This window comes from Pseudomonas sp. RC4D1 (assembly GCF_018390395.1).
Taxonomy (GTDB): domain Bacteria; phylum Pseudomonadota; class Gammaproteobacteria; order Pseudomonadales; family Pseudomonadaceae; genus Aquipseudomonas; species Aquipseudomonas danubii.
Map to the genome: position 1 here is coordinate 1,536,372 of NZ_JAHBAW010000001.1, position 25,892 is coordinate 1,562,263.

The window sequence follows — 25,892 nt, forward strand, 5'->3', positions numbered from 1 at the left end:
GAATAAGAAAGGACTTCATGAAACGTCTGCTGCTAACTGCGGTTCTCACCGTATTGATGATCGCCGAAGTTCACGCCGAGTCCTTCACTATCTCCGATATCCGCGTCAACGGCCTTCAGCGCGTTTCCGCGGGTAGCGTCTTTGGTGCCTTGCCGTTGAACGTCGGCGAGCAGGCGGACGACCGTCGCCTGGTGGAATCCACTCGTGCGCTGTTCAAAACCGGTTTCTTTCAAGACATCCAACTGGGCCGCGATGGCAACGTCCTGGTCATTACGGTAGTCGAGCGGCCGTCGGTTGCCAGTATCGAGATCGAAGGCAACAAGGCGATCTCCACCGAAGACTTGATGAAGGGCCTGAAACAGTCCGGTCTGGCCGAAGGTGAGATCTTCCAGCGTGCGACACTCGAAGGCGTTCGTAACGAGTTGCAGCGCCAATATGTCGCTCAGGGCCGTTACTCGGCCACCGTTGAGACTGAAGTGGTTCCGCAGCCACGCAACCGTGTCGGCCTGAAGGTTAATATCAACGAAGGCACGGTCGCAGCCATCCAGCACATCAACGTGGTGGGCAACACTGTCTTTCCAGACGAAGACCTGATCGGCCTGTTCGAGCTCAAGACCACCAACTGGCTGTCGTTCTTCAAGAACGACGACAAGTACGCCCGTGAAAAGCTCTCCGGTGACCTGGAGCGTCTGCGTTCCTACTATCTGGACCGTGGCTATATCAATATGGATATTGCTTCGACCCAGGTGTCCATCACCCCGGACAAAAAGCACGTCTACATTACCGTCAACGTCAACGAAGGCGAGAAGTACAGCGTTCGTGACGTGAAGCTCAGCGGCGACCTGAAAGTACCTGAAGACCAAGTCAAGGCACTGTTGCTGGTGGAGAAGGGCCAGGTTTTCTCGCGCAAGCTGATGACCACCACTTCCGAACTGATTACCCGCCGTCTGGGTAACGAGGGCTACACCTTCGCCAACGTCAACGGCGTGCCTCAACCTCATGATGAAGACCACACCGTGGACATCACCTTCGTGGTAGACCCGGGTAAACGTGCCTACGTCAACCGTATCAACTTCCGTGGCAACACCAAGTCCGAGGACGAAGTGCTGCGTCGCGAAATGCGTCAGATGGAAGGCGGCTGGGCTTCGACCTACCTGATCGACCAGTCCAAGACCCGTCTTGAGCGCCTGGGCTTCTTCAAGGAAGTCAACGTCGAGACACCGGCTGTACCGGGTGTTGATGACCAGGTTGACGTGAACTACGCGGTTGAAGAGCAAGCATCCGGTTCGATCACCGCCAGCGTCGGTTTCGCCCAGAGCGCTGGTCTGATCCTCGGTGGTTCCATTACCCAGAACAACTTCCTGGGTACCGGTAACAAGGTCAGCATCGGTCTGACCCGCAGCGAATACCAGAGCCGCTACAACTTCGGCTACGTTGACCCCTACTGGACCGCCGACGGCGTGAGCCTGGGTTACAACGCTTTCTATCGCACCACTGACTACAAAGACCTCGACGTCGACGTGGCCAGCTATGCGGTGGACAGCCTCGGTGCCGGCGTCAGCGTGGGCTACCCGATCAGTGAGACTTCGCGTCTGACCTTCGGCCTGACCGCGCAGCAGGACAAGATCAAGACCGGCCTGTACACCGTCGACGAAATCTTCGACTTCGTGAACAAACAGGGCGACAGCTACCTTAACTTCAAGGCGTCGGCCGGCTGGTCCGAGTCGACCCTGAACAAAGGTGTGCTGGCCACTCGCGGCCATTCGCAAAGCCTGGTTCTGGAAACCACTACTCCAGGTAGTGACCTGTCGTTCTTCAAGCTCGACTACCGTGGTCAGTTGTTCACTCCGCTGAGTGAGAACTACACCATGCGCTTCCATACCGAACTGGGTTATGGCGACGGCTTTGGTGATACCAAGGGCTTGCCGTTCTACGAGAACTACTATGCTGGTGGTTTCAACTCGGTACGTGGCTTCAAGGACAGTACCCTGGGTCCGCGCAGTACTCCGAGTCGTGGTGCTGGTGTAACCGGTAACGCCGGTACAGCTGCCGACCCAGACCAGGATCCACTGCCATTCGGCGGTAACGTATTGATCCAGGGCGGTGCCGAGTTGCTGTTCCCGCTGCCGTTCGTCAAAGATCAGCGTTCCCTGCGTACTTCGTTGTTCTGGGATGTGGGTAACGTCTTCAACTCTCGCTGTGAAAGCACGTCCAACACCATTGCGGCGTCGAATGTGAAAACGCAGTGCAACGATATCAGCTTGAGCAATCTGGCCAGTTCGGTGGGTGTTGGTGTGACTTGGGTCACTGCTTTGGGGCCATTGAGCTTTGCCCTGGCGATGCCGATCAAGAAACCGGATGACGCTGAAACTCAGGTGTTCCAATTCTCTCTCGGTCAGACTTTCTAATAGTCTACCCAAGATAACGACAATGGATTTTGTAGGAGTGCATCGTGCGTAAGTTGACTCAATTGGTTCTCCTGGCCTCCGTACTGGTCGCGAGCCCGGCGTTTGCCGAAATGAAAATCGCTGTTCTGAACTATCAGATGGCTCTGCTGGAATCCGACGCGGCCAAGAAGTACGCAGTGGATGCCGAGAAGAAATTCGGCCCGCAACTGACCAAGCTGAAGACTCTGGAAAGCAGTGCCAAGGGTATCCAGGACCGCCTGGTTGCGGGTGGCGACAAGATGCAGCAAGGCGAGCGTGAGCGTCTGGAGCTCGAGTTCAAGCAAAAGGCTCGGGACTTCCAGTTCCAGTCCAAGGAACTGAACGAAGCCAAGGCTGTTGCTGACCGTGAAATGCTCAAGCAATTGAAGCCGAAGCTGGACAGCGCCGTTGAAGAAGTCATCAAGAAAGGTGCTTTCGACCTGGTTTTCGAGCGTGGCGCAGTGATCGATGTCAAACCTCAGTACGACATCACCCGCCAAGTTATCGAGCGCATGAATCAGCTGAAGTAAGCCATGACCGCGACCATAAAACTCGGCCAATTGGCCGAGTTCCTCGGCGCCACCTTGCGTGGCGACGCGGAGAAGGAAATCACTGGGCTAGCCACCTTGCAGGAGGCTGGCCCAGCTCAGTTGAGCTTTTTGGCAAATCCGCAATATCGCAAGTACCTGGTGGACTGCCAGGCCGGCGCGGTATTGCTGAAGGCCGCTGATGCTGAGGCTTATGCCGGCGATGCACTGGTGGTGGCTGATCCTTATCTGTCCTACGCCCGTATTTCCCATCTGTTCGATCCCAAGCCCAAGGCGCCAGCGGGTATCCATCCGTCAGCGGTGATTGCCGCCGATGCGCTGGTGCACCCGGAGGCCAGCATTGGTCCGTTTGCAGTGATCGAGTCTGGTGTGCGGATTGCGGCTGGAGTGACCATCGGTGCCCACTGCTTTATCGGCGCTCGCTGCGAAATCGGCGAAGGCGGCTGGCTGGCCCCGCGGGTGACCTTGTACCACGATGTGCGCATTGGTCAGCGTGTGGTCATCCAGTCGGGGGCGGTGCTCGGTGGTGAAGGTTTCGGCTTTGCCAATGAAAAAGGCATCTGGCAGAAGATCGCGCAGATTGGCGGTGTGACCATCGGTGACGATGTGGAAATCGGCGTCAATACGGCGATTGACCGCGGCGCCCTGGCCGATACCGTCATCGGCAACGGTGTGAAGCTGGATAACCAGATTCAGATTGCCCACAACGTCCAGGTCGGCGATCACACAGCGATGGCGGCTTGTGTGGGAATTTCCGGCAGCACCAAGATCGGCAAGCACTGTATGCTCGCCGGCGGTGTGGGTCTGGTAGGGCACATCGAGATTTGTGACAACGTATTCCTCACTGGAATGACCATGGTGACCCACTCGATTACCGAGCCGGGCGCTTACTCTTCCGGTACGGCCATGCAACCTGCTGCCGAGTGGCGCAAAAGCGCGGCACGCATCCGTCAGCTCGATGACCTTGCGCGGCGTTTGCGCCAGTTGGAAAAGCGCGTTGGGGACGTGACCCCTGACGGCAATGCTTCATCAGATGGCTGATACCATTTCCATATCAAGTGTGCACAGCCGCTAGACTGCCTCCTTGATTTGCTAGAGGGGCGTGCGTTAGTCGCGCGCTCCCACTCTTTACTACAGGCTTCCCCCCGAAATGATGGACATCAACGAGATTCGCGAATACTTGCCTCACCGTTACCCTTTCCTGTTGGTGGATCGGGTAGTGGACCTGGATGTCGAGGGCAAGTGCATTCGTGCCTACAAGAATGTCAGCATCAACGAGCCGTTCTTCAATGGTCACTTCCCGGCGCATCCGATCATGCCGGGCGTGTTGATCATCGAGGCCATGGCTCAGGCTGCGGGCATTCTCGGTTTCAAGATGCTCGACGTGAAGCCAGCCGACGGCACCCTTTATTACTTCGTCGGTTCCGACAAGCTGCGCTTCCGTCAGCCAGTACTGCCGGGCGACCAACTGATTCTTGAAGCCAAGTTCATCAGCTGCAAGCGTCAGATCTGGAAGTTCGAGTGCCAGGCGTCGGTAGACGGCAAGCCTGTCTGCTCCGCTGAAATCATCTGTGCGGAACGCAAACTATGAGTTTGATTGACCCTCGCGCAATCATCGATCCGACGGCCATCCTGGCCGACGACGTTGAGGTTGGCCCGTGGTCGATCATCGGCGCTGGTGTGGAAATCGGCGAGGGTACAGTGATCGGGCCCCATGTGATTCTCAAGGGCCCTACCCGGATCGGTAAGCACAACCGCATCTACCAGTTTTCCTCGGTAGGTGAGGACACGCCTGATCTGAAGTACAAAGGCGAGGAAACCCGCCTGGTTATTGGCGACCACAACGTGATCCGCGAAGGCGTGACCATTCACCGTGGCACCGTCCAGGACCGTTCCGAAACCACACTGGGCGATCACAACCTGATCATGGCCTATGCCCATATCGGCCATGACAGTGTCATTGGCAACCACTGCATCCTGGTCAACAACACTGCGTTGGCCGGGCATGTGCACGTGGATGACTGGGCGATTCTCTCCGGTTTCACCCTGGTGCATCAGTACTGCCATATCGGCGCTCACAGCTTCTCCGGCATGGGCACCGCCATCGGCAAGGATGTGCCGGCATTCGTCACGGTATTCGGCAACCCTGCCGAAGCCCGCAGCATGAACTTCGAAGGCATGCGCCGTCGTGGTTTCAGCGAAGATGCAATCCATGCACTGCGTCGCGCCTACAAGACGGTCTATCGCCAAGGGCTGACGGTGGATCAGGCCCTGGCCGAACTGGCCGAGCCGGCTGCACAGTTCCCCGAAGTCGCGGTGTTTCGTGACTCGATCCAGTCTTCGACTCGCGGCATCACCCGTTAATCATGAACACTCTGCGTATTGCGCTGGTGGCTGGCGAAGCCTCCGGCGACATTCTCGGCGCCGGTTTGATGCGAGCCTTCAAGGCTCAGCACCCGGCCGTTGAATTCATTGGCGTCGGCGGTCCGCTGATGGAGGCCGAAGGCCTCACTTCCTACTTTCCCATGGAGCGCCTGGCGGTCATGGGGTTGGTGGAGGTGCTTGGGCGGTTGCGTGAATTGCTGGCGCGACGCAAGAAGCTGATCCAGACCCTGATTGCTGAAAAGCCGGATGTGTTCATCGGGATCGATGCCCCGGATTTCACCCTGAATATCGAACTCAAGTTGCGTCAGGCCGGGATCAAGACGGTGCACTACGTCAGTCCGTCGGTCTGGGCATGGCGGCAGAAGCGGGTACTGAAGATCCGCGAAGGCTGCGATCTGATGCTGACCCTGTTTCCCTTCGAGGCTCGCTTCTATGAAGAGCAGGGTGTACCGGTGAAGTTCGTCGGTCACTCCTTGGCCGATGCCATTCCGCTGCAAGCCGATCGCGCCGCAGCGCGTGCCGAGCTGGGCTTGCCCGACGGTCCGCTGGTGGCCTTGCTGCCCGGCAGTCGTGGTGGCGAAGTAGGGCGCCTGGGTGCCTTGTTCCTCGATGCCGCCCAGCGTTTGCGAGCCATGCGCCCCGGCGTGCGCTTCATCATGCCGTGCGCGAGCCCGGAGCGTCGGGTCCAGCTGGAAGAGCTGCTGGCCAGTCGCGACCTGCCGCTGACCTTGCTCGATGGTCAGTCCCACAAGGCCCTGGCCGCTTGTGATGCGGTGCTGATCGCCTCCGGTACCGCGACTCTGGAAGCCTTGCTCTACAAGCGGCCGATGGTGGTGGCCTATCGCCTGGCGCCGCTGACCTTCTGGATTCTCAAGCGCATGGTCAAGAGTCCGTATATTTCCTTGCCGAACCTGCTGGCTCAGCGTTTGCTGGTACCCGAGTTGCTGCAGGACGACGCCACTGCCGAGGCCCTGGCTCAGACGCTGTCGCCGCTGATCGATGGCGGTGAAGAGCAGACCCGTGGCTTTGACGAGATCCACCGAACCTTGCGCCGTGATGCGTCCAACCAGGCCGCGCAAGCGGTGCTGGGGCTGATCGGCAAAACCCTGTGAGTAATTCAAAGATGCAGATGGGCCTGGATTTCACCCTGGTGGCCGATGCCGAGGACCTGGTGGCCGGTGTCGACGAAGTTGGCCGTGGCCCGTTGTGCGGGGCGGTTGTCACTGCTGCAGTGATTCTTGATCCGCAACGGCCGATTCTCGGCCTCAACGACTCGAAGAAACTCACTGAGGCCCGTCGCGAGAAGCTGTTCGATGAAATCTGTGAGAAGGCCCTGAGCTGGTGCATTGCTCGGGCTGAAGTCGAAGAGATCGACGAGCTGAACATCCTCCACGCCACCATGCTGGCGATGCAGCGAGCGGTGGAAGGCCTGAGCGTGACGCCGAAGCTGGCGATGATCGACGGCAACCGTTGCCCGAAGCTGGCGATGCCGGCGGAAGCTGTGGTCAAGGGCGATAGCAAGGTTCCGGCAATCGCTGCAGCGTCGATTCTGGCCAAGGTCAGCCGCGACCGGGAAATGGCCGCTTTCGAGCTGATCTACCCGGGTTACGGTATAGGTGGTCACAAGGGCTATCCGACGCCAGTGCACCTGGAGGCCCTGGCCCGCCTGGGGCCGACGCCGATTCACCGGCGTTCCTTCGCCCCTGTGCGGCAAGCTTATGAAGCCCGTGAGGCGCAGGGCGAGATTCAGTCCTGAGGCTGATGTTTTAGTCGAGGCCCGGTACAATCCGGGCCTTGTTGTTTTCGCGCTTATTACAGGATCACTATGCCGGCTTCATTCGTTCACCTGCGCCTGCACACTGAATACTCCCTGGTCGACGGTCTGGTGCGGATCAAGCCGCTGGTCAAGGCTCTCACCGGCATGGGCATGCCTGCGGTGGCGGTCACCGACCAGAACAACATGTGTTCCCTGGTCAAGTTCTACAAAAACAGCATGGGTGCGGGGATCAAGCCGATCTGCGGCGCCGACCTCTGGCTGTCGAACAAGGACCCGGATAACCCCCTGAGCCGCATCAGCCTGCTGGTGATGAACGCCGTGGGTTACCGCAACCTGACCGAGCTGATTTCCCGGGGCTTCATTGATGGCCAGCGCAATGGCCAGATCATCATCGAGCGCGAGTGGGTGGCAGAGGCCGCAGAAGGCCTGATCATGCTCTCGGCGGCCAAGGAGGGCGAGATTGGCATGGCGCTGATCGCCGGTGACCTGGAGGTCGCCGAAACCCTGGCCCGGGAGTGGATGGCGGTGTTCCCGGACCGTTTCTACCTGGAAGTGCAGCGTACCAACCGGCCCAATGATGAAGAGCAACTGCACGCCGCCGTGGCCCTGGCCGACAAGATCGGTGCACCGCTGGTGGCCACCAACGATGTGCGTTTCATCAAGCAGGAAGATTTCGAGGCTCATGAAACCCGGGTGTGCATCGGCGAAGGCCGGGCCCTGGACGATCCGCGCCGTTCGAAGAACTACAGCGATCAGCAGTACCTGAAAAGCGCCGAGGAAATGGCCGAGCTGTTCAGCGACCTGCCCGAGGCGCTGGAAAACACGGTCGAGATCGCCAAGCGCTGCAATATCGAAGTCAAGCTGGGCAAGCACTTCCTGCCCGACTACCCCATTCCTGATGGCATGACCATCGATGAATACTTCCGCAAGGTTTCCTTCGACGGCCTGGACGAGCGCCTCAGCGTGCTGCTGCCCAAGGACACCACCGAGGACTATGAAGCCAAGCGCCAGGTCTACGTCGACCGGCTGAATTTCGAGCTGGATATCATCATCCAGATGGGATTCCCCGGTTACTTCCTGATCGTTATGGACTTTATCCAGTGGGCCAAGAGCAACGGCGTGCCGGTGGGTCCGGGCCGTGGCTCGGGTGCCGGTTCCCTGGTGGCCTATGTGCAGAAGATCACCGACCTCGACCCGCTGGAATACGACCTGCTGTTCGAACGTTTCCTTAACCCGGAACGGGTTTCCATGCCCGACTTCGACGTCGACTTCTGCATGGACGGTCGCGACCGGGTGATCGATTACGTGGCCGAGAAGTACGGCCGCAACGCGGTAAGCCAGATCATCACTTTTGGTTCCATGGCGGCCAAGGCGGTGGTGCGCGACGTTGCGCGGGTGCAAGGCAAGTCCTATGGCCTGGCCGACCGTCTGTCGAAGATGATCCCCTTCGAAGTCGGCATGACCCTGGAAAAAGCCTACGAGCAGGAAGAGATCCTGCGGGACTTCATCAAGGTCGATGAAGAGGCGGCGGAAATCTGGGAGATGGCGCGCAAGCTTGAAGGTGTGGTGCGTAACGTCGGTAAACACGCCGGTGGTGTGGTGATCGCGCCGACCAAGCTCACCGACTTCTCGCCGATCTACTGCGACGAAGAAGGCGGCGGCCTGGTGACCCAGTTCGACAAGGATGACGTCGAGGCTGCTGGCCTGGTGAAGTTCGACTTCCTCGGTCTGCGGACCCTGACCATTATCGATTGGGCGCTGAAAACCATTAACCGCGACCGCGCCAAGGTCGGCGAGGAACCGCTGGATATCGCCTTTATCCCGCTGGACGACAAGCCGACCTATAGCCTGTTGCAGAAAGCTGAAACCACTGCGGTATTCCAGCTTGAATCCCGGGGCATGAAGGAGCTGATCAAGAAGCTCAAGCCCGACTGCCTGGAAGACTTGATTGCACTGGTGGCCCTGTTCCGTCCGGGGCCGCTGCAATCGGGCATGGTGGATGACTTCATCAACCGTAAGCACGGTCGCGCCGAACTGGCCTACCCGCACCCCGACTATCAGTACGATGGCCTGCGCCCGGTTCTGGCGCCGACCTACGGCATCATCCTGTATCAGGAACAGGTGATGCAGATTGCCCAGGTCATGGCCGGTTACACCCTCGGTGGTGCGGACATGCTGCGTCGGGCCATGGGTAAGAAAAAGCCCGAGGAAATGGCCAAGCAGCGTGGCGGTTTCATTGAGGGTTGCGCCAGCAACAACATCGATGCGGACCTGGCGGGCAACATCTTCGACCTGGTGGAAAAATTCGCCGGTTACGGTTTCAACAAATCCCACTCCGCCGCCTACGGCCTGGTGTCGTACCAGACTGCCTGGCTCAAGGCTCACTACCCGGCGCCCTTCATGGCGGCGGTACTGTCCGCGGATATGCACAACACCGACAAGGTCGTGACCTTGATCGAGGAAGTGCGGACCATGAAACTGCGCCTCGATGCGCCAGACGTGAACACTTCCGAATTCAAGTTCACGGTGAACGATGAAGGTCGCATCGTTTATGGCCTTGGCGCGATCAAAGGGGTGGGCGAGGGACCGGTGGAAGCCATCACCGAAGCCCGTGCTGAGGGGCCGTTCAAGGACCTGTTCGATTTCTGTGCCCGGGTCGACCTCAAGCGCATTAACAAGCGGACCCTGGATGGTCTGATTCGCAGTGGTGCCCTGGACCGTCTCGGCCCGCACTTCTTCGACGAGCCCAAGGCCTACCAGGCCAACATCGACCAGAACCGCGCGGTACTGCTGGCCGCCATGGAAGAGGCGATCAAGGCGGCGGAGCAAACTGCTCGTACCCACGACAGCGGCCACGCCGACCTGTTTGGCGGGGTGTTCGTCGATGAGGACGCGGATGTCTACGCCAACCATCGCAAGGCCAAGGAGCTGACCCTCAAGGAGCGCCTTAAAGGCGAGAAAGATACCCTCGGCCTGTACCTGACCGGGCACCCGATTGATGAGTATGAAGGCGAGATCCGCCGCTTCGCTCGTCAGCGCATCATTGACCTGAAACCGGCCCGGGATACCCAGACGGTAGCGGGCATGATCATTGCCCTGCGGGTGATGAAGAACAAAAAGGGCGACAAGATGGGTTTCATCACCCTCGACGACCGTTCGGGGCGGATCGAGGCCTCCTTGTTTGCCGATGCTTTCCATTCGGCCCAGTCGCTGTTGCAGACCGACGCCATGGTGGTGGTGGAAGGCGAGGTGAGCAACGACGACTTCTCCGGCGGCCTGCGTTTGCGGGTCAAGCGGGTGATGAGCATGGAAGACGCGCGGACCAACCTGGCGGAAAGCCTGCGCCTGAAAGTCCATACCGATGCCCTCAAGGGCGATCAGCTACGCTGGCTGGGGGACTTGTTCAAGCGTCACCGCGGTGCGTGCCCGATTACCATGGAGTACACCCGTAACGACGCCAAGGCCTTGCTGCAGTTTGGCGAGAACTGGCGGATCGACCCGGCAGACAGCTTGATTCAAGCCCTGCGTGACCAGTTCGGGCGAGACAACGTCTTCCTCCAATACCGTTGACGGTGAGGTGCCATCATTGCGCCTCATCGCCACATGAATTTTTAATCTCGACCTCAACGCGTCCGTCCCTTAAGGTAGGGCGCGAATAGACAACCGGCCGGCCCAAGCCCCCTTGGACGTCGAGCCCAGACGGACGCCTATGAACCCGAATTTTCTTGATTTCGAACAGCCGATCGCCGACCTGCAAGCCAAGATCGAAGAGTTGCGCTTGGTCGGTAATGACAATTCGCTGAATATCGGCGATGAGATTTCCCGCCTGCAGGACAAGAGCAATACCCTGACCGAAGACATCTTCGGCAAGCTCACCAGCTGGCAGATCGCACGTCTGGCGCGGCACCCGCGTCGTCCGTACACCCTGGATTACATCCAGCACATCTTCACCGAGTTTGACGAGCTGCATGGCGATCGCCACTTCTCTGACGACGCCGCGATCGTCGGCGGCGTTGCTCGCCTGGACGAGCAGCCGGTGATGATCATCGGTCATCAGAAAGGCCGCGAAGTGCGCGAGAAGGTACGCCGCAACTTCGGCATGCCGCGTCCGGAAGGCTACCGCAAGGCCTGCCGCCTGATGGAAATGGCCGAACGCTTCAAGATGCCGATCCTGACCTTCATCGACACCCCGGGCGCCTACCCGGGCATCGACGCTGAAGAGCGCAACCAGAGCGAGGCGATTGCCTGGAACCTGCGGGTCATGGCACGCCTGAAGACCCCGATCATCGCCACCGTGATCGGTGAGGGTGGTTCCGGCGGCGCATTGGCCATCGGCGTCTGCGACCAGTTGAACATGCTGCAATATTCCACTTATGCGGTGATCTCGCCGGAAGGCTGCGCCTCGATCCTGTGGAAAACCTCGGAAAAGGCCGCCGATGCAGCCGAGGCCATGGGCATCACCGCCGAGCGTCTGAAAGGCCTGGGCATTGTCGACAAGGTCATCAGCGAGCCGCTGGGTGGCGCCCATCGTGATCCAGCCGCCGCGGCTGCCTCGATCCGTGCCGAACTCAGCTCGCAGCTGGCAATGCTCAAGGAAATGGATAACGACACCCTGCTGGCCCGTCGTTATGACCGCCTGATGAGCTACGGTCTCTGATCGAGCACTGTTCCCCTTTGTAGGGGTACGCTTGCTCGCGACCCCGGCGCCGCAATCGATCAGATTGCGGCGTCGTCCTTTCTCGAGCACATGCTCCTGCGGGGCTTGAAGCTTCATGAACTCTCTCTCCGCCAAACTCCTAAAAAGCCTGGCGCCCTGGCGTGAAGCCGCTCATTGGCGCATCGCTTTCTCCGGTGGACTTGATTCCACTGTCCTGCTGCATCTCCTTGTCGATCTGGCGCATCAACATGGCCTTCCACGGCTCACGGCTGTGCATGTTCATCACGGGCTGCAAGCGGCGGCGGATGCTTGGCCGGCCCACTGTCAGGCGATCTGTGCTGCCCTGGGTGTGCCGTTGCAGGTGATTCATGTCCAGGTGCGGGCCGGTTCCAGTCTCGAAGGGGCTGCCCGGGAGGCGCGTTATGGGGCATTCGAGCGCTTGACCGCTGCCAATGAGTTGCTGCTGACAGCGCAGCATCGTGATGATCAGGCCGAAACCCTGTTGTTTCGACTGTTGCGCGGTGCTGGCGTCAGGGGGCTATCGGCAATGCCGGAAAGCCGACCTTTGGGCGCAGGGCACCTGTTGCGGCCTTTGCTCGGCGTGTCCCGTGCCGAACTTGAACGTTACGCCGCCGAGCATTGCCTGAGCTGGGTCCAGGACCCTTCAAATGCCGATCATCAATATTCGCGCAATTATCTGCGGCATCAGGTGATGCCGTCGTTGATTGCTCGCTGGCCTCAGGCCGCGACCAGCATAAGTCGCAGCGCCGCCCACCTGAGAGAAGCACAGGGCCTGCTCGATGAACTGGCGATGATGGATCTGGCGACCGCCGAGGGGGAGAGCGACTTTCCCTGGCTGGACTTGCCGTCACTGACCCTTGCCCCTTTGCAGTCGTTATCCCCGGCCCGGCAGCGCAACGTCTTGAGTCACTGGCTGAGCAAGCGTGGCCGTTTACCGGACACCGATCATTGGGCCGGCTGGGAGAGTCTGCGGGATGCCAGCGCGCAGGGGCATCCTCGATGGCGTCTGGCCGACGGCGAAGTGCATCGCGCGGGAGGGCGAATCTGGTGGCTGTCTGGTGCCTGGTTGCCGCAGGTGAAAAGCGGGATCGAATGGCAGGATCCGGGCAGTCCGTTGCAGTTGCCGAACAATGGCCAGGTGTTTTTCGTCGGCTCGGTGCCCCAGGGCCCGTTGCACATCCGTTATCGGCAGGGTGGGGAAGTCATGCAGGTGGCCGGACGTGGTCATCGTGACCTGAAGCGTCTGCTCAACGAGGCCGGACTACCGAGCTTCGTCCGTGGCAGATTGCCGCTGCTGTACCAGGATGAGCGGTTGCTGGCAGTGGCAAACCTGCCGGCGCTTGCGGCAAATCCCCAGGCTGGCTGGCAATTGCATTGGCGACCACTGACCAGCGATCAAGGTTTGAGCTGAAAGGGGCTTTCCGGTAGACTACGCTCCCTTCTTGATACAACTTCTGTGGATTCGCCTGAATTGCAGGAGTTGCCGATTACCAAGCAGTCTTTGCTGGGCGATTCCAAAAAATGTGTAGCGAGCAACCTACCGGTGTTTTTGCATCCGGTCTGTCACCACGCGGCGGTTTTTTTGAAAGGTGCACTGTGATTAATGCAGGTGATCGGGGGCTTCGGCCTTCCTTCGCTTTCCCCGGCGGCACTGACCGCTTTAACGCAGACTTCTAGGGTTTTTCATGACGCGCTACATATTCGTCACGGGCGGTGTTGTTTCTTCATTGGGGAAAGGCATTGCCTCGGCTTCATTGGCGGCCATCCTGGAGGCGCGGGGGCTTAAGGTCACCATGCTCAAGCTGGACCCGTACATCAACGTCGACCCGGGCACCATGAGCCCGTTCCAGCACGGTGAAGTGTTCGTCACCCACGACGGCGCCGAGACCGACCTGGACCTGGGCCACTACGAGCGGTTCATCCGCACGACCATGACCCAGAACAACAACTTCACCACTGGCCGTGTCTACGAGCACGTACTGCGCAAGGAGCGCCGTGGTGATTACCTGGGCGCCACTATCCAGGTGATTCCGCATATCACCGACGAGATCAAGCGTCGCATCATCAAGGGCGCCGGCGATGCCGACGTGGCCCTGGTGGAAATCGGCGGTACTGTGGGCGACATCGAGTCGCAACCGTTCCTCGAAGCCATCCGCCAACTGCGGGTCGAAGTCGGCTCCAAGCGCGCGATGCTGATGCACCTGACCCTGGTTCCGTACATCGCCACCGCTGGCGAGACCAAGACCAAGCCGACCCAACACTCGGTGAAGGAACTGCGCTCCATCGGTCTGCAGCCTGACGTGCTGATCTGCCGCTCCGACCATCCGGTGGATGTGTCCTCGCGTCGCAAGATCGCGCTGTTCACCAACGTTGAAGAGCGTGCGGTGATCTCCCTGGAAGACGTCGACACCATTTACAAGATCCCGGCCGTACTGCACGCCCAGGGTCTGGACGATTTCGTCGTCGAGCGTTTCGGCCTGCAATGCAACGGCGCCGATCTGTCCGAGTGGGAAAAGGTGGTAGACGCCAAGCTCAACCCTGAGCATGAAGTCACCATCGCCATGGTCGGCAAGTACATGGAACTGCTGGATGCCTACAAGTCGCTGATCGAAGCGATGAGTCACGCCGGCATCACCAACCGCACCAAGGTCAACCTGCGCTATATCGATTCCGAAGACATCGAGAACCAAGGCACCGCGCTGCTGGAAGGCGTTGATGCGATCCTGGTCCCGGGCGGTTTCGGCCTGCGTGGCGTGGAAGGCAAGATCACTGCAGTGCAATACGCTCGCGAGAACAAGGTGCCGTACCTGGGTATCTGCCTGGGCATGCAAGTGGCGGTCATCGAGTTCGCCCGTAACGTCATGGGCTGGAAAGATGCCAACTCCACCGAATTCGATCGCATCAGTGGTCACCCGGTCGTCGGTCTGATCACCGAGTGGGAAGACGCCACGGGCGCTGTCGAAGTGCGTAACGAAGCGTCCGATCTGGGTGGCACCATGCGTCTGGGCGCCCAGGAATGCTTGCTGGAAGCGGGCTCCAAGGTCCACGACTGCTACGCCAAGGACGTGATCATCGAGCGTCACCGTCACCGTTACGAAGTGAACAACAAGCTGCTGCCACAGCTGATCGAGGCTGGCCTGAAAATCTCTGGTCGCTCGGGCGACGGCGCGCTGGTTGAAGTGGTCGAAGCTGCGGATCATCCATGGTTCGTCGCTTGCCAGTTCCACCCTGAGTTCACCTCGACGCCACGTGACGGTCACCCACTGTTCAGCGGTTTCGTCAAAGCAGCATTGGCTCAACACCAGAAGAAGGCTTGAACCTGATGGCGCAGAAGATCATCCGCGTAGGCAACATCGAGATCGCCAACGACAAGCCGATGGTGCTGTTCGGCGGCATGAATGTGCTGGAAAGCCGCGACATGGCGATGCAGGTCTGTGAAGAGTACGTACGGGTTACCGAGAAACTCGGTATTCCCTATGTGTTCAAGGCCAGCTTCGACAAGGCCAACCGTTCGTCGGTGACTTCTTATCGTGGTCCTGGCCTGGAAGAGGGCATGCGGATTTTCGAAGACGTGAAGCAGGCCTTCGGCGTGCCGATCATCACCGATGTCCATGAGCCGGCCCAGGCCGTCGTGGTCGCCGAAGTCTGCGACATCATCCAGTTGCCGGCGTTTCTCTCGCGGCAGACCGACCTGGTGGTGGCCATGGCCAAGACCGGCGCGGTGATCAACATCAAGAAGGCCCAGTTTCTCGCGCCTCAGGAAATGAAACACATCCTGAGCAAGTGCGAAGAGGCGGGTAATGATCAGTTGATCCTCTGCGAGCGCGGCTCCAGCTTCGGTTACAACAACCTGGTGGTGGACATGCTCGGCTTTGGCATCATGAAGCAGTTCGAATACCCGGTGTTCTTCGACGTGACCCATGCCCTGCAGATGCCGGGCGGTCGTGCCGACTCTGCTGGCGGTCGCCGGGCTCAGGTCACCGATCTGGCCAAGGCCGGCATGAGCCAGTCCCTGGCCGGCCTGTTCCTGGAAGCCCACCCGGATCCGGACAACGCCAAGTGCGACGGCCCTTGTGCTTTGCGCCTGGACAAGCTTGAGCCGTTCCTGGCTCAGCTCAAGGCTCTGGACGAGCTGGTCAAGAGTTTCCCCACGGTAGAAACCGCGTAAAACCGGCGACTTCCTCTGTAGGAGCCGGCTGGCCGGCGAAGGTGTCCTCGCGGGCCCGTTCGCCAGCCAGCCGGCTCCTACAAGAATGCAATTTGACCCACAAGTTATAAATCGAGCGGTACTCAGCGTTTTCGTCAACTTTGGAGTGTTTACAACAATGGCAAAAATCGTCGACATCAAAGGTCGTGAAGTTCTCGACTCCCGTGGCAACCCCACTGTCGAAGCGGACGTGCTTCTCGACAACGGCATCATCGGCAGTGCTTGCGCGCCGTCCGGTGCCTCCACCGGCTCGCGCGAAGCGCTGGAGCTGCGTGATGGCGACAAGAGCCGTTACCTGGGCAAGGGCGTGCTCAAGGCGGTAGCCAACATCAACGGTCCGATCCGCGACCTGTTGCTGGGTAAAGACCCGATCGACCAGAAAGCGCTGGATCAGGCGATGATCAAGCTCGACGGTACCGAGAACAAGGCCACCCTGGGTGCCAACGCCATCCTCGCCGTGTCCCTGGCCGCGGCCAAGGCTGCCGCCCAGGACCAGGACCTGCCGCTGTACGCTCACATCGCCAACCTCAACGGCACTCCGGGCGTCTACTCGATGCCGGTACCGATGATGAACATCATCAACGGTGGCGAGCACGCCGATAACAACGTCGACATCCAGGAGTTCATGGTGCAGCCGGTTGGCGCCAAGTCCTTCTCGGAAGGTCTGCGCATGGGCACCGAGATTTTCCATCACCTCAAAGCCGTGCTGAAGGCCCGTGGCCTGAACACCGCTGTGGGCGATGAAGGTGGTTTTGCGCCCAACCTGGCTTCCAACGAAGATGCGCTGAAAGTCATCTCCGAGGCCGTGGCCAATGCCGGTTACACCCTGGGCACCGACGTGACCCTGGCTCTGGACTGCGCCGCCAGCGAGTTCTACGAAGACGGTAAGTACAACCTGTCCGGCGAAGGCCAGGTGTTCACCGCCGAAGGTTTTGCCGAGTACCTCAAAGGCCTGACTCAGCGCTACCCGATCATCTCCATCGAAGACGGCCTGGACGAGTCCGACTGGGCTGGCTGGAAGATCCTCACCGACAAGATCGGCGACAAGGTGCAACTGGTCGGTGACGACCTGTTCGTGACCAACACCAAGATCCTGAAAGAAGGCATCGACAAGAAGATCGCCAACTCGATTCTGATCAAGTTCAACCAGATCGGCACCCTGACCGAAACCCTGGAAGCCATTCAGATGGCCAAGGCTGCCGGTTACACCGCCGTGATTTCGCACCGTTCCGGCGAAACCGAAGACTCGACCATCGCCGACCTGGCTGTGGGCACCTCGGCTGGCCAGATCAAGACCGGCTCCCTGTGCCGTTCCGACCGCGTATCCAAGTACAACCAATTGCTGCGTATCGAAGAGCAATTGAACGGCAAGGCCAAGTACAACGGTCGCAGCGAGTTTCGCGGCTAAGCCGTAGATGGTAAAAAGACACCGGATTGTGTCGGGAAAATCGCTACAGCGAGTTTTTTGCCACTAATCTGATGCCTTAAGAGCACGAAGCCTGGTTCTTCCAGGCTTCGTGCTATCAGTAGGTCCGAAGTTGTTGGCATGGCTGTCTTTTTTCACTGGATACCCGATATTCGATGCGCAGTCCCAATTGGTTGTTCCTGGTCTTGCTCTTGCTGCTGGCTGGCTTGCAGTACCGCCTGTGGGTGGGGAGCGGCAGCTTGGCCCAGGTAGCTGACCTGACTCAGCAGATTGCCGACCAGCACGCTGAAAACGAGCGTTTGCTGGAGCGAAATCGCGTACTCGATGCGGAAGTCATGGAACTGAAGAAAGGCATGGAGACCGTTGAAGAACGGGCTCGCCACGAGTTGGGCATGGTCAAGGAGGGTGAAACCCTCTACCAGTTGGCCCAATGAGCGATAGATTGCCGGCCTTCTGGGCCGTGATTCCTGCCGCGGGCGTCGGTGCCCGCATGGCCGCGGATCGTCCCAAGCAGTACCTGCAACTGGGCGGACGCACAATTCTCGAACACAGCCTCGGCTGTTTCCTCGACCATCCTGGCCTCAAGGGGCTGGTGGTCAGCCTGGCGCTGGACGATCCTTACTGGCCAACCCTGGCCTGTGCCCATGACTCGCGGATTCAGCGGGTCGAAGGCGGCGCCGAGCGTTCCGGGTCGGTACTCAATGCCTTGCTTCATCTGCATGCTCAGGGCGCGGCCGATGAGGATTGGGTTCTGGTTCACGATGCCGCACGCCCCAATCTTTCCCGAGATGACCTGGACAAGCTGCTGAGTGAATTGGCGCACGACCCGGTGGGCGGGCTGCTGGCGGTGCCGGCCCGGGACACCCTGAAGCGGATCGACAAGCACGGAAGGGTTTTGGAAACCGTGGATCGCAGCCTGATCTGGCAAGCCTACACACCGCAGATGTTCCGTCTTGGCGCGCTGCACCGCGCCTTGGCCGACAGCCTGGTAGCCGATGTGGCGATCACCGATGAGGCTTCGGCAATGGAATGGGCCGGGCAGGCGCCACGCCTGATCGAAGGCCGTTCCGACAACCTCAAGGTCACTCGCCCCGAGGATCTTGAGTGGCTGCGCCAGCGTTGGTCCAATCGGCGCTGATCGCGGGCGGGCGCTGAACCTTGTAGCCGCTGCCGCAGGCTGCGAACGACTCCGAAGGAGGCGCCGCTCTTAAAACCCTGAAGGCCCTGCGGGCCTTGTCGCAGCCTGCGGCAGCGGCTACACATCGCGGTATTCCGGGCGTTCGGCCAAACCTTGCTTGAGATAATCCACCAGCTTGCGCACTTTCGGCGACAGATGCCGTTGCTGTGGATAGAGCGCCCAGACTGCGGTGTTGGGCGGCTGGTGAGCTTCCAGCAAGGAAACCAGCGTACCGTCCTGCAGGTGCTCCAGAACGTAGTAGTCCGGCAGTTGGCAGAGTCCGACGCCTTGTAACGCCGCGTCCAGCACTGCCTGTCCGCTGTTGCAGCGCCAGTTGCCCTGCACCCTTTGCGAAAATTCGCGCCCGTCGACCTCCAACTGCCAGATATCCGAGCTGCCGATCAGGCAGTTGTGCCGGCTCAATTCCGAAAGGCTGTGAGGGCGGCCATAGCGTTCCAGATAGGACGGCGATGCACATAGGTACATGCGGCGCGGTGCCAGGCGAGTGGCGACCAGGCGTGAGTCCTGCAGGCGTCCCAGGCGAATGGCCAGGTCGAGCCCCTCGTGCACTAGGTCCAGGGGACGGTTGCTCAATTCGATGTCCACCCGCAATTGCGGGTAGAGGCCCATGAAACGCGTGACCAGCGGCACGATGAAACGCTCGCCATAGGCCACTGCGCAAGTCATGCGCAGCATGCCCTTGGGCTCGCTGGTCAGGTCCCCCACGGCTCGCAATGCTTCCTCGCGTCCGTCCTGCAAGCGTTGGCAATGCTGGAGAAAGGTCTGCCCGGCCTCGGTCAGGGTGACGCGGCGGGTACTGCGATACAGCAGGCGGGTCTGCAAGCGCTCTTCCAGGCGCACCACCTGGCGGCTGATATGAGATGAGGACACCCCCAGGCGTTCGGCAGCGGCAGTGAACTGGCTGCATTCGGCAACCGCGACAAATTCGTCGATGCCTTCCCAACGGTTTTCGCTCATTGATTATCCCTGCATGGCAATAATGTTTTGCTTTTGCCTGGATTATTCATCGCCTTGCGCTGTTTTACACTCACTGCCTCGTTTTTATTCGCTGGAGAGTCAGGATGATCAAGTCACGTGCTGCCGTAGCCTTCGAGGCCAAGAAGCCCCTGGAAATCGTCGAAGTGGATGTTGCCATGCCCAAGGCCGGCGAAGTGCTGTTGCGGGTTGTCGCTTCCGGCGTCTGCCACACCGACGCCTACACCCTGTCCGGTGCTGATCCGGAAGGTATCTTTCCGGCGATCCTCGGCCATGAAGGTGGTGCAGTGGTGGAAGCGGTGGGCGAGGGCGTGACCTCGGTGGCCGTCGGCGATCATGTGATCCCGCTCTACACCCCGGAATGTGGCAAGTGCAAATTCTGTCTGTCGGGCAAGACCAACCTCTGTCAGGCCATTCGCGCTACCCAGGGCAAAGGCCTGATGCCTGATGGTACTACCCGTTTTTCCTACAAGGGTCAGCCCATTTTCCACTACATGGGTACCTCGACATTCTCCGAGTACACCGTGCTGCCGGAAATCTCCGTGGCCAAGATTCCCAAGGACGCGCCTCTGGAGAAGGTCTGCCTGCTGGGTTGCGGCGTGACCACAGGTATTGGCGCGGTGATCAACACCGCCAAGGTCAAGGCCGGTGACACCGTGGCCATCTTCGGCCTGGGCGGCATTGGTCTGTCGGCGGTAATCGGTGCGGTCAAGGCCAAGGCCGGGCGCATTATTGCTATCGATATCAATCCGGCCAAGTTCGAGATCGCCAAGCAATTGGGCGCCACCGACTGCGTCAACCCCAAGGATTTCGACCGTCCGATCCAGGAGGTCATCGTCGACATGACCGACGGCGGCGTGGATTTCTCCTTCGAATGCATCGGCAACGTACAGTTGATGCGCGCAGCCCTGGAATGCTGCCACAAGGGCTGGGGCGAATCGGTGATCATCGGTGTGGCCGGTGCCGGCCAGGAAATTTCGACCCGTCCCTTCCAGCTGGTGACTGGCCGCGTTTGGCGCGGTTCGGCATTCGGTGGCGTGCGTGGTCGCAGTGAGCTGCCAAGCTACGTGGAAATGTCCCAGACCGGCGAAATCCCGCTGGATACCTTCATTACTCACACCATGGGCCTGGAAGATATCAACAAGGCTTTCGACCTGATGCACGAAGGCAAGAGCATTCGTTCGGTCATTCATTTCTAAGAGCAGCGGCAAGCGGCAAGCCACAAGCACCAAGAAGGGATTCCCACTTGCGGCTCGTAGCTTGCGGCTTGTGGCTGGAGGTCTGCCATGAGTCTGGAAAACCTTTCCTGCCAGAAGAGCTTCGGCGGCTGGCACAAACGCTATAAGCATCATTCCCAGGTGTTGGGCTGTGACATGGTGTTCGCCGTGTACTTGCCGCCCCAGGCGGAGCAGGGGGGCAAGCTGCCGGTGCTTTACTGGTTGTCCGGCCTGACCTGCACCGACGAGAACTTCATGCAAAAGGCCGGCGCCCAGCGCCTGGCGGCGGAACTGGGCCTGATCATCGTCGCTCCGGACACCAGCCCTCGCGGCGCAGGCGTGCCCGGTGACCCGGAGGGCGCTTGGGACTTTGGCCTGGGCGCGGGGTTCTATCTGAACGCGACACAGGAGCCCTGGGCCCAGCATTATCGGATGCATGACTATGTGGTGAACGAGCTGCCGGAGTTGGTGGAGGCGCACTTTCCCGCGTCGCAGAAACGTGGGATCAGCGGCCACTCCATGGGCGGTCACGGGGCGTTGGTCTGCGCGTTGCGTAATCCCGGTCGCTATCAGTCGGTTTCGGCGTTCGCTCCTATCAGTAATCCCATGGATTGTCCTTGGGGGCAGAAGGCGTTTTCCCGTTATCTGGGGGAAGAGCGCTCACGCTGGCGCGAGTGGGATGCCAGCGTATTGATCGCCGAGGCCACGCAGAAGCTGCCGTTGCTAGTGGATCAGGGGGATCGCGACGATTTCCTCGCCGGCCAGCTCAAGCCTGAAGTTCTGCAGCAAGCGGCAAAGAATGCCGGGCATGAGCTGACGCTGCGCATGCAGCCCGGTTATGACCACAGCTACTTCTTTATCGCCAGCTTTATAGACGATCACTTGCAGCACCATGCACGTGCTCTTAACGCCTAATACCCGCCAAAGCAGGTAGAATCACGCCCTGACTTTTTCGGGGCGTTTTTTTATGCGTATTGGCCACGGCTACGATGTGCACCGTTTCGCTGAGGGCGACTTCATTACTTTGGGCGGTGTGCGTATCGCCCATCATTCTGGGTTGCTCGCCCACTCCGACGGTGATGTGTTGTTGCACGCACTCAGTGATGCCCTGCTGGGCGCCGCGGCGCTGGGGGATATTGGCAAGCATTTTCCGGACACCGATCCGCAGTTCAAAGGTGCCGACAGCCGCGTCCTGCTGCGTCATGTTGTCGCGCTGATCCATGCCAAAGGCTGGAAGGTCGGCAACGTCGACAACACCATCGTCGCCCAGGCCCCAAAAATGGCGCCTCATATTGAAACCATGCGGGCCTTGATTGCCGAGGACCTGCAAGTCGAACTGGATCAAGTGAACGTGAAGGCCACCACTACCGAAAAACTCGGTTTCGTCGGTCGCGAGGAAGGTATCGCGGTGCACTCCGTGGCCTTGTTGCTGCGCCCATGAATGAACTGCAACTGTTGGGCCCGCGGGCCTATGGCGATGCCCTGGGCAGCGCGGTGCTCAAGGCCACTGCCGAAGATTTCCAGGTCGATGAAGTGCTCGATATCCCGCTGAGCGGTGAAGGCGAGCACCTGTGGCTGTGGGTGGAAAAGCGTGGCTTGAATACCGAAGAGGCCGCGCGGCGGATTGCCAAGGCCGCCGGAGTGTCGTTGCGCACCGTGAGCTACGCCGGGCTCAAGGATCGCCAGGCGCTGACTCGCCAATGGTTCAGTGTGCAACTGCCGGGCAAGGCTGATCCGGATCTTGGCGCGGCGGAAAACCACACCCTGAAAATCCTCAAGGCCACCCGCCACAAGCGCAAGCTACAGCGTGGAGCCCATGCGGCCAACGGTTTTACCCTGCGTCTGACAGAGCTTACGGCGGACCATTCGGCCATTGATGAGCGTTTGCAGCAGATCGCCCAGTTTGGGATTCCCAACTATTTCGGCGCCCAGCGTTTTGGCCACGACGGCGGCAATCTAGTGGATGCCCGCGGCTGGGCCGCGCGCCAGGCACTGCCAGAGCAGCGCAATGTGCGTTCGCGGTTGTTGTCTACGGCCCGCAGCTACTTGTTCAACCAGGTGCTGGCAGCACGGGTGGCGAACGGTAGTTGGCAGCAGGCGCAGATAGGTGACCTGCTGGCGTTTACCGACAGTCGCAGCTTTTTCATGGCCGGGCCTGATGAATGCTCGGACCCACGCCTGGCGATTCTCGACCTGCACCCCACCGGTCCGCTGTGGGGGGAGGGTGTTTCTCCGGCGGGCGGTGTATCCCATGAGCTTGAGCAACAGATTGCCGATCGTGAGGCGGCACTCTGTGATTGGCTGATTAAAGCCGGCATGAGCCACGAACGACGCATCCTGCGGCTGCCCATTGGCGGTTTGACGTGGCATTATCCCGAGCCTGACATTCTGCAACTGGAATTCGTCCTGCCGGCCGGGTGTTTCGCCACCGCATTGGTGCGTGAACTCGTCGATCTGGTGCCGGTGGGGCAGACGGACAGCTCATGCGTATTCTGATTTCTAACGATGATGGGGTAACTGCACCCGGTATCGCCGCGCTGCATGCTGCGTTGGCGGATTACGCCGAGTGTGTGGTTATCGCACCGGATCAAGACAAAAGCGGCGCCAGCAGTTCGCTGACGCTCGACCGTCCGTTGCATCCGCATACCCTCGGCAATGGTTTCATCAGTATCAATGGCACACCGACCGACTGCGTTCACCTGGGGCTTAACGGCCTGTTGGAGCATGAGCCGGACATGGTGGTGTCGGGAATCAACCTGGGGGCCAACCTCGGTGATGACGTGCTGTATTCCGGAACCGTCGCCGCTGCGCTTGAAGGACGTTTCCTGCAGCGCCCGGCGATTGCCTTTTCGCTGGTGTCGAGGCAGGTAGAAAACCTCGCCACTGCTGCCCATTTCGCGCGCAAGCTGGTACAGGCTCAGGGCTTGCTGGATTTGCCACCACGGACGGTGTTGAACGTGAATATTCCCAACCTCCCGCTTGATCATATCCGTGGCATACAGCTGACCCGGTTGGGCCATCGCGCGCGCGCAGCGGCGCCCATGAAGGTCGTCGATCCCCGTGGCAAGTCGGGTTACTGGATTGCCGCCGCAGGGGACGCCGAAGATGGCGGTCCGGGTACTGACTTCCATGCTGTCATGCAAGGTTATGTGTCGATCACGCCGTTACAGCTCGATCGCACCTTCAATGAGGCGTTCAGGAGTCTGGATGGTTGGTTGGAGGGGCTGCGCTGATGGCTCGTGAGCAGGACGATTTGCTACGACGGGGAATAGGCATGACTTCCCAGCGAACCCGCGAGCGCCTGATCCAACGGCTTTACGATGAGGGCCTGTCCAATCCCCAGGTATTGGAAGTCATTCGTCGTACACCACGGCATCTGTTCGTTGATGAAGCTCTGGCGCACCGTGCCTATGAAGACACAGCGCTGCCCATCGGCCATAACCAGACGATCTCCCAGCCTTATATGGTGGCTCGCATGAGCGAGTTGCTGTTGGCGGCAGGCCCGCTGGACAAAGTGCTGGAGATCGGTACCGGTTCCGGCTACCAGACGGCAGTACTGTCGCAGTTGGTTGAGCGGGTGTTTTCGGTGGAGCGGATCAAGGTCCTGCAGGATCGGGCCAAGGAGCGTCTGCAGGAATTGAACCTGCGTAATGTGGTGTTCCGCTGGGGCGATGGTTGGGAGGGCTGGCCAGCGTTGGCGCCTTACAACGGCATCATCGTCACCGCCGTGGCTACCGATATTCCTCAGGCACTGCTTGATCAACTGGCGCCTGGTGGGCGCCTGGTCATTCCAGTGGGAGCCGGAGAAGTACAGCAGTTGATGCTGATCATTCGTGAAGAACATGGCTTTGCCCGACATGTCCTGGGGGCGGTGCGGTTTGTGCCGTTGCTCAATGGGCCACTGGCCTGAGCATTTATCGCCGCCTGGGTGAATTCTGTTTGCCCGGTTGTGTCTTAGTGCCGTATTGATCGGCAATGAGTGGGACGGCGATCAATGGCAACCTCTTGTGACTGTGTGTTGCGCTTTGCCAGCCGTAAAGCGCCTGCCTCCAGTTATACTTGCGTCATTTCATGCCTGAGCCAGGCAATTAATATCGTCAACCACCATAAAGGGAGCGGCGGGTGAGTCTCACAGTCATTGCGCAGCGTATGGGTATAACAAGCTTTCAGCGACTGATGATTGGCCTTGTCTTGAGTTCCTTGTTGGTCGGTTGTTCCAGCACCAAGTCCAGCAGTGTGGGTGTGGTTGAACGCAGTAATAATGCGGCGCCTCAGCGTCCAACTGTGACCACGGGACAATATGTAGTACGTCGCGGGGATACGCTGTTCTCCATCGCGTTTCGCTACGGCTGGGACTACAAGGCGTTGGCTGCTCGTAACAATATTGCCGAGCCCTATACCATCCATCCGGGGCAAACCATTCGTTTTGATGGTCGCACGGGTGTTGCGCCGACAACTGTGGTTACCAGCACCCAGTCTGGTGCATCGTCCTCCAGCAAGACCACGGTTATTCGTCGTCCGGCGGGGGCAACGACAGCCACCGCAACGGGCACTTCTACAGCTACTGCAAGCAAGCCGGCGCCCGCTCCGGTTACGCCTGCAGGCCCCGCTCCGACGGGCTGGGGCTGGCCTTCCAACGGTGTTCTGATTGGAAAATTCTCTTCAAACGGTAGTTTGAATAAAGGCATTGATATCGCCGGGGATTTGGGACAGCCTGTTTTAGCTGCGTCTGATGGGACGGTGGTTTACGCCGGGAGTGGCTTAAGGGGCTACGGCGAATTAGTCATCATCAAACACAACGAAACCTACGTCAGTGCTTACGGCCACAACCGCAAGCTATTGGTTCGGGAGGGACAGCAGGTCAAAGTCGGACAGACAATTGCCGAGATGGGATCAACTGGTACAGACCGGGTGAAACTGCACTTTGAGATTCGCCGACAAGGTAAACCTGTAGATCCGCTGCAATTCCTGCCACGTCGTTGATCCGTTACCAGCCTGTTCCGCTCACGTAGAGGGAACAGGCTCCAGCGTTGCCAAGGATTAAGGCGCCGCTTG

Annotated in this window: 23 protein-coding genes; 22 read left to right on the top strand and 1 reads right to left on the bottom strand. The window is 59.7% G+C overall.

The window, feature by feature from the left end; translation table 11 throughout:
* Positions 1-17: 17 nt before the first annotated feature.
* The 15 genes from bamA to ispD all read left to right on the top strand — a co-directional run bounded on the left by bamA (position 18) and on the right by ispD (position 18,585).
* Entirely contained in the window at positions 18-2,408 is a 2,391-nt protein-coding gene (gene bamA, locus KHO49_RS06935) for an outer membrane protein assembly factor BamA (protein WP_102861372.1), read from the top strand.
* A 44-nt stretch (positions 2,409-2,452) separates the two neighbouring features.
* Positions 2,453-2,956 (top strand): OmpH/Skp family outer membrane protein, encoded by a 504-nt coding sequence (locus tag KHO49_RS06940; protein ID WP_102861373.1) that lies wholly within the window; start codon positions 2,453-2,455, stop codon positions 2,954-2,956.
* Positions 2,957-2,959: 3 nt separating this feature from the next.
* Positions 2,960-4,015 (top strand): UDP-3-O-(3-hydroxymyristoyl)glucosamine N-acyltransferase, encoded by a 1,056-nt coding sequence (gene lpxD / locus KHO49_RS06945; protein ID WP_213664805.1) that lies wholly within the window; start codon positions 2,960-2,962, stop codon positions 4,013-4,015.
* A gap of 109 nt (positions 4,016-4,124) precedes the next feature.
* A complete protein-coding gene (fabZ, locus tag KHO49_RS06950) occupies positions 4,125-4,565 on the top strand; it encodes a 3-hydroxyacyl-ACP dehydratase FabZ (protein ID WP_007924058.1) in 441 nt (146 codons plus the stop codon).
* Complete coding sequence (gene lpxA, locus KHO49_RS06955) at positions 4,562-5,338, top strand: acyl-ACP--UDP-N-acetylglucosamine O-acyltransferase (RefSeq protein WP_102861375.1); 777 nt, start codon at positions 4,562-4,564, stop codon at positions 5,336-5,338. The genes fabZ and lpxA overlap by 4 nt, the downstream gene beginning before the upstream one ends.
* 2 nt (positions 5,339-5,340) lie before the next feature.
* Positions 5,341-6,471 (top strand): lipid-A-disaccharide synthase, encoded by a 1,131-nt coding sequence (gene lpxB, locus KHO49_RS06960; RefSeq protein WP_102878553.1) that lies wholly within the window; start codon positions 5,341-5,343, stop codon positions 6,469-6,471.
* A gap of 11 nt (positions 6,472-6,482) precedes the next feature.
* Entirely contained in the window at positions 6,483-7,115 is a 633-nt protein-coding gene (rnhB, locus tag KHO49_RS06965; RefSeq protein WP_102861377.1) for a ribonuclease HII, read from the top strand.
* Between the two features lie 69 nt (positions 7,116-7,184).
* Positions 7,185-10,706: a DNA polymerase III subunit alpha gene (gene dnaE / locus KHO49_RS06970; RefSeq protein ID WP_123393590.1), complete on the top strand. Its 3,522-nt coding sequence runs from the start codon at positions 7,185-7,187 to the stop codon at positions 10,704-10,706.
* Between the two features lie 139 nt (positions 10,707-10,845).
* Entirely contained in the window at positions 10,846-11,793 is a 948-nt protein-coding gene (locus KHO49_RS06975) for an acetyl-CoA carboxylase carboxyltransferase subunit alpha (protein ID WP_016964689.1), read from the top strand.
* A 115-nt stretch (positions 11,794-11,908) separates the two neighbouring features.
* Positions 11,909-13,225, top strand: coding sequence for a tRNA lysidine(34) synthetase TilS (gene tilS / locus KHO49_RS06980; RefSeq protein ID WP_213664806.1), 1,317 nt, complete (start codon positions 11,909-11,911; stop codon positions 13,223-13,225).
* 274 nt (positions 13,226-13,499) lie between these two features.
* Positions 13,500-15,131 carry a CTP synthase gene (gene pyrG / locus KHO49_RS06985; protein ID WP_213664807.1) on the top strand — a complete coding sequence of 544 codons (1,632 nt, stop codon included), beginning with the start codon at positions 13,500-13,502 and terminating at the stop codon, positions 15,129-15,131.
* A 5-nt stretch (positions 15,132-15,136) separates the two neighbouring features.
* On the top strand, positions 15,137-15,982 hold the full coding sequence (kdsA, locus tag KHO49_RS06990) for a 3-deoxy-8-phosphooctulonate synthase (RefSeq protein WP_213664808.1): 846 nt from the start codon (positions 15,137-15,139) through the stop codon (positions 15,980-15,982).
* Between the two features lie 157 nt (positions 15,983-16,139).
* On the top strand, positions 16,140-17,429 hold the full coding sequence (eno, locus tag KHO49_RS06995) for a phosphopyruvate hydratase (RefSeq protein WP_102878558.1): 1,290 nt from the start codon (positions 16,140-16,142) through the stop codon (positions 17,427-17,429).
* A 173-nt stretch (positions 17,430-17,602) separates the two neighbouring features.
* On the top strand, positions 17,603-17,881 hold the full coding sequence (gene ftsB, locus KHO49_RS07000) for a cell division protein FtsB (protein WP_102861382.1): 279 nt from the start codon (positions 17,603-17,605) through the stop codon (positions 17,879-17,881).
* Positions 17,878-18,585 (top strand): 2-C-methyl-D-erythritol 4-phosphate cytidylyltransferase, encoded by a 708-nt coding sequence (gene ispD / locus KHO49_RS07005; RefSeq protein WP_102861383.1) that lies wholly within the window; start codon positions 17,878-17,880, stop codon positions 18,583-18,585. The genes ftsB and ispD overlap by 4 nt, the downstream gene beginning before the upstream one ends.
* 117 nt (positions 18,586-18,702) lie before the next feature.
* On the opposite strand, the gene KHO49_RS07010 is transcribed toward ispD, so the two are convergent.
* Positions 18,703-19,602 carry a LysR substrate-binding domain-containing protein gene (locus KHO49_RS07010; protein WP_123393586.1) on the bottom strand — a complete coding sequence of 300 codons (900 nt, stop codon included), beginning with the start codon at positions 19,600-19,602 and terminating at the stop codon, positions 18,703-18,705.
* A gap of 104 nt (positions 19,603-19,706) precedes the next feature.
* Between KHO49_RS07010 and KHO49_RS07015 the strand changes: the two genes are divergently transcribed.
* The 7 genes from KHO49_RS07015 (at position 19,707) to KHO49_RS07045 (ending at position 25,820) form a co-directional block, all read left to right on the top strand.
* Positions 19,707-20,819 carry an S-(hydroxymethyl)glutathione dehydrogenase/class III alcohol dehydrogenase gene (locus KHO49_RS07015; RefSeq protein ID WP_102861385.1) on the top strand — a complete coding sequence of 371 codons (1,113 nt, stop codon included), beginning with the start codon at positions 19,707-19,709 and terminating at the stop codon, positions 20,817-20,819.
* 87 nt (positions 20,820-20,906) lie between these two features.
* A complete protein-coding gene (gene fghA, locus KHO49_RS07020; protein WP_110596486.1) occupies positions 20,907-21,752 on the top strand; it encodes an S-formylglutathione hydrolase in 846 nt (281 codons plus the stop codon).
* A gap of 52 nt (positions 21,753-21,804) precedes the next feature.
* Positions 21,805-22,278, top strand: a complete 474-nt coding sequence (ispF, locus tag KHO49_RS07025) for a 2-C-methyl-D-erythritol 2,4-cyclodiphosphate synthase (protein WP_102878561.1) — start codon at positions 21,805-21,807, stop codon at positions 22,276-22,278.
* Entirely contained in the window at positions 22,275-23,333 is a 1,059-nt protein-coding gene (gene truD, locus KHO49_RS07030; RefSeq protein ID WP_213664809.1) for a tRNA pseudouridine(13) synthase TruD, read from the top strand. The genes ispF and truD overlap by 4 nt, the downstream gene beginning before the upstream one ends.
* Positions 23,321-24,070 carry a 5'/3'-nucleotidase SurE gene (gene surE, locus KHO49_RS07035; RefSeq protein WP_102861388.1) on the top strand — a complete coding sequence of 250 codons (750 nt, stop codon included), beginning with the start codon at positions 23,321-23,323 and terminating at the stop codon, positions 24,068-24,070. Before truD ends, surE begins: the two co-directional genes overlap by 13 nt.
* Positions 24,071-24,111: 41 nt before the next feature.
* The gene (locus tag KHO49_RS07040) at positions 24,112-24,747 is read left to right on the top strand and encodes a protein-L-isoaspartate(D-aspartate) O-methyltransferase (RefSeq protein WP_170001073.1); all 636 of its coding nucleotides are present in this window, start codon (positions 24,112-24,114) and stop codon (positions 24,745-24,747) included.
* Positions 24,748-24,959: 212 nt separating this feature from the next.
* The gene (locus KHO49_RS07045) at positions 24,960-25,820 is read left to right on the top strand and encodes a peptidoglycan DD-metalloendopeptidase family protein (protein ID WP_102878564.1); all 861 of its coding nucleotides are present in this window, start codon (positions 24,960-24,962) and stop codon (positions 25,818-25,820) included.
* The last annotated feature ends 72 nt before the right edge of the window (positions 25,821-25,892 follow it).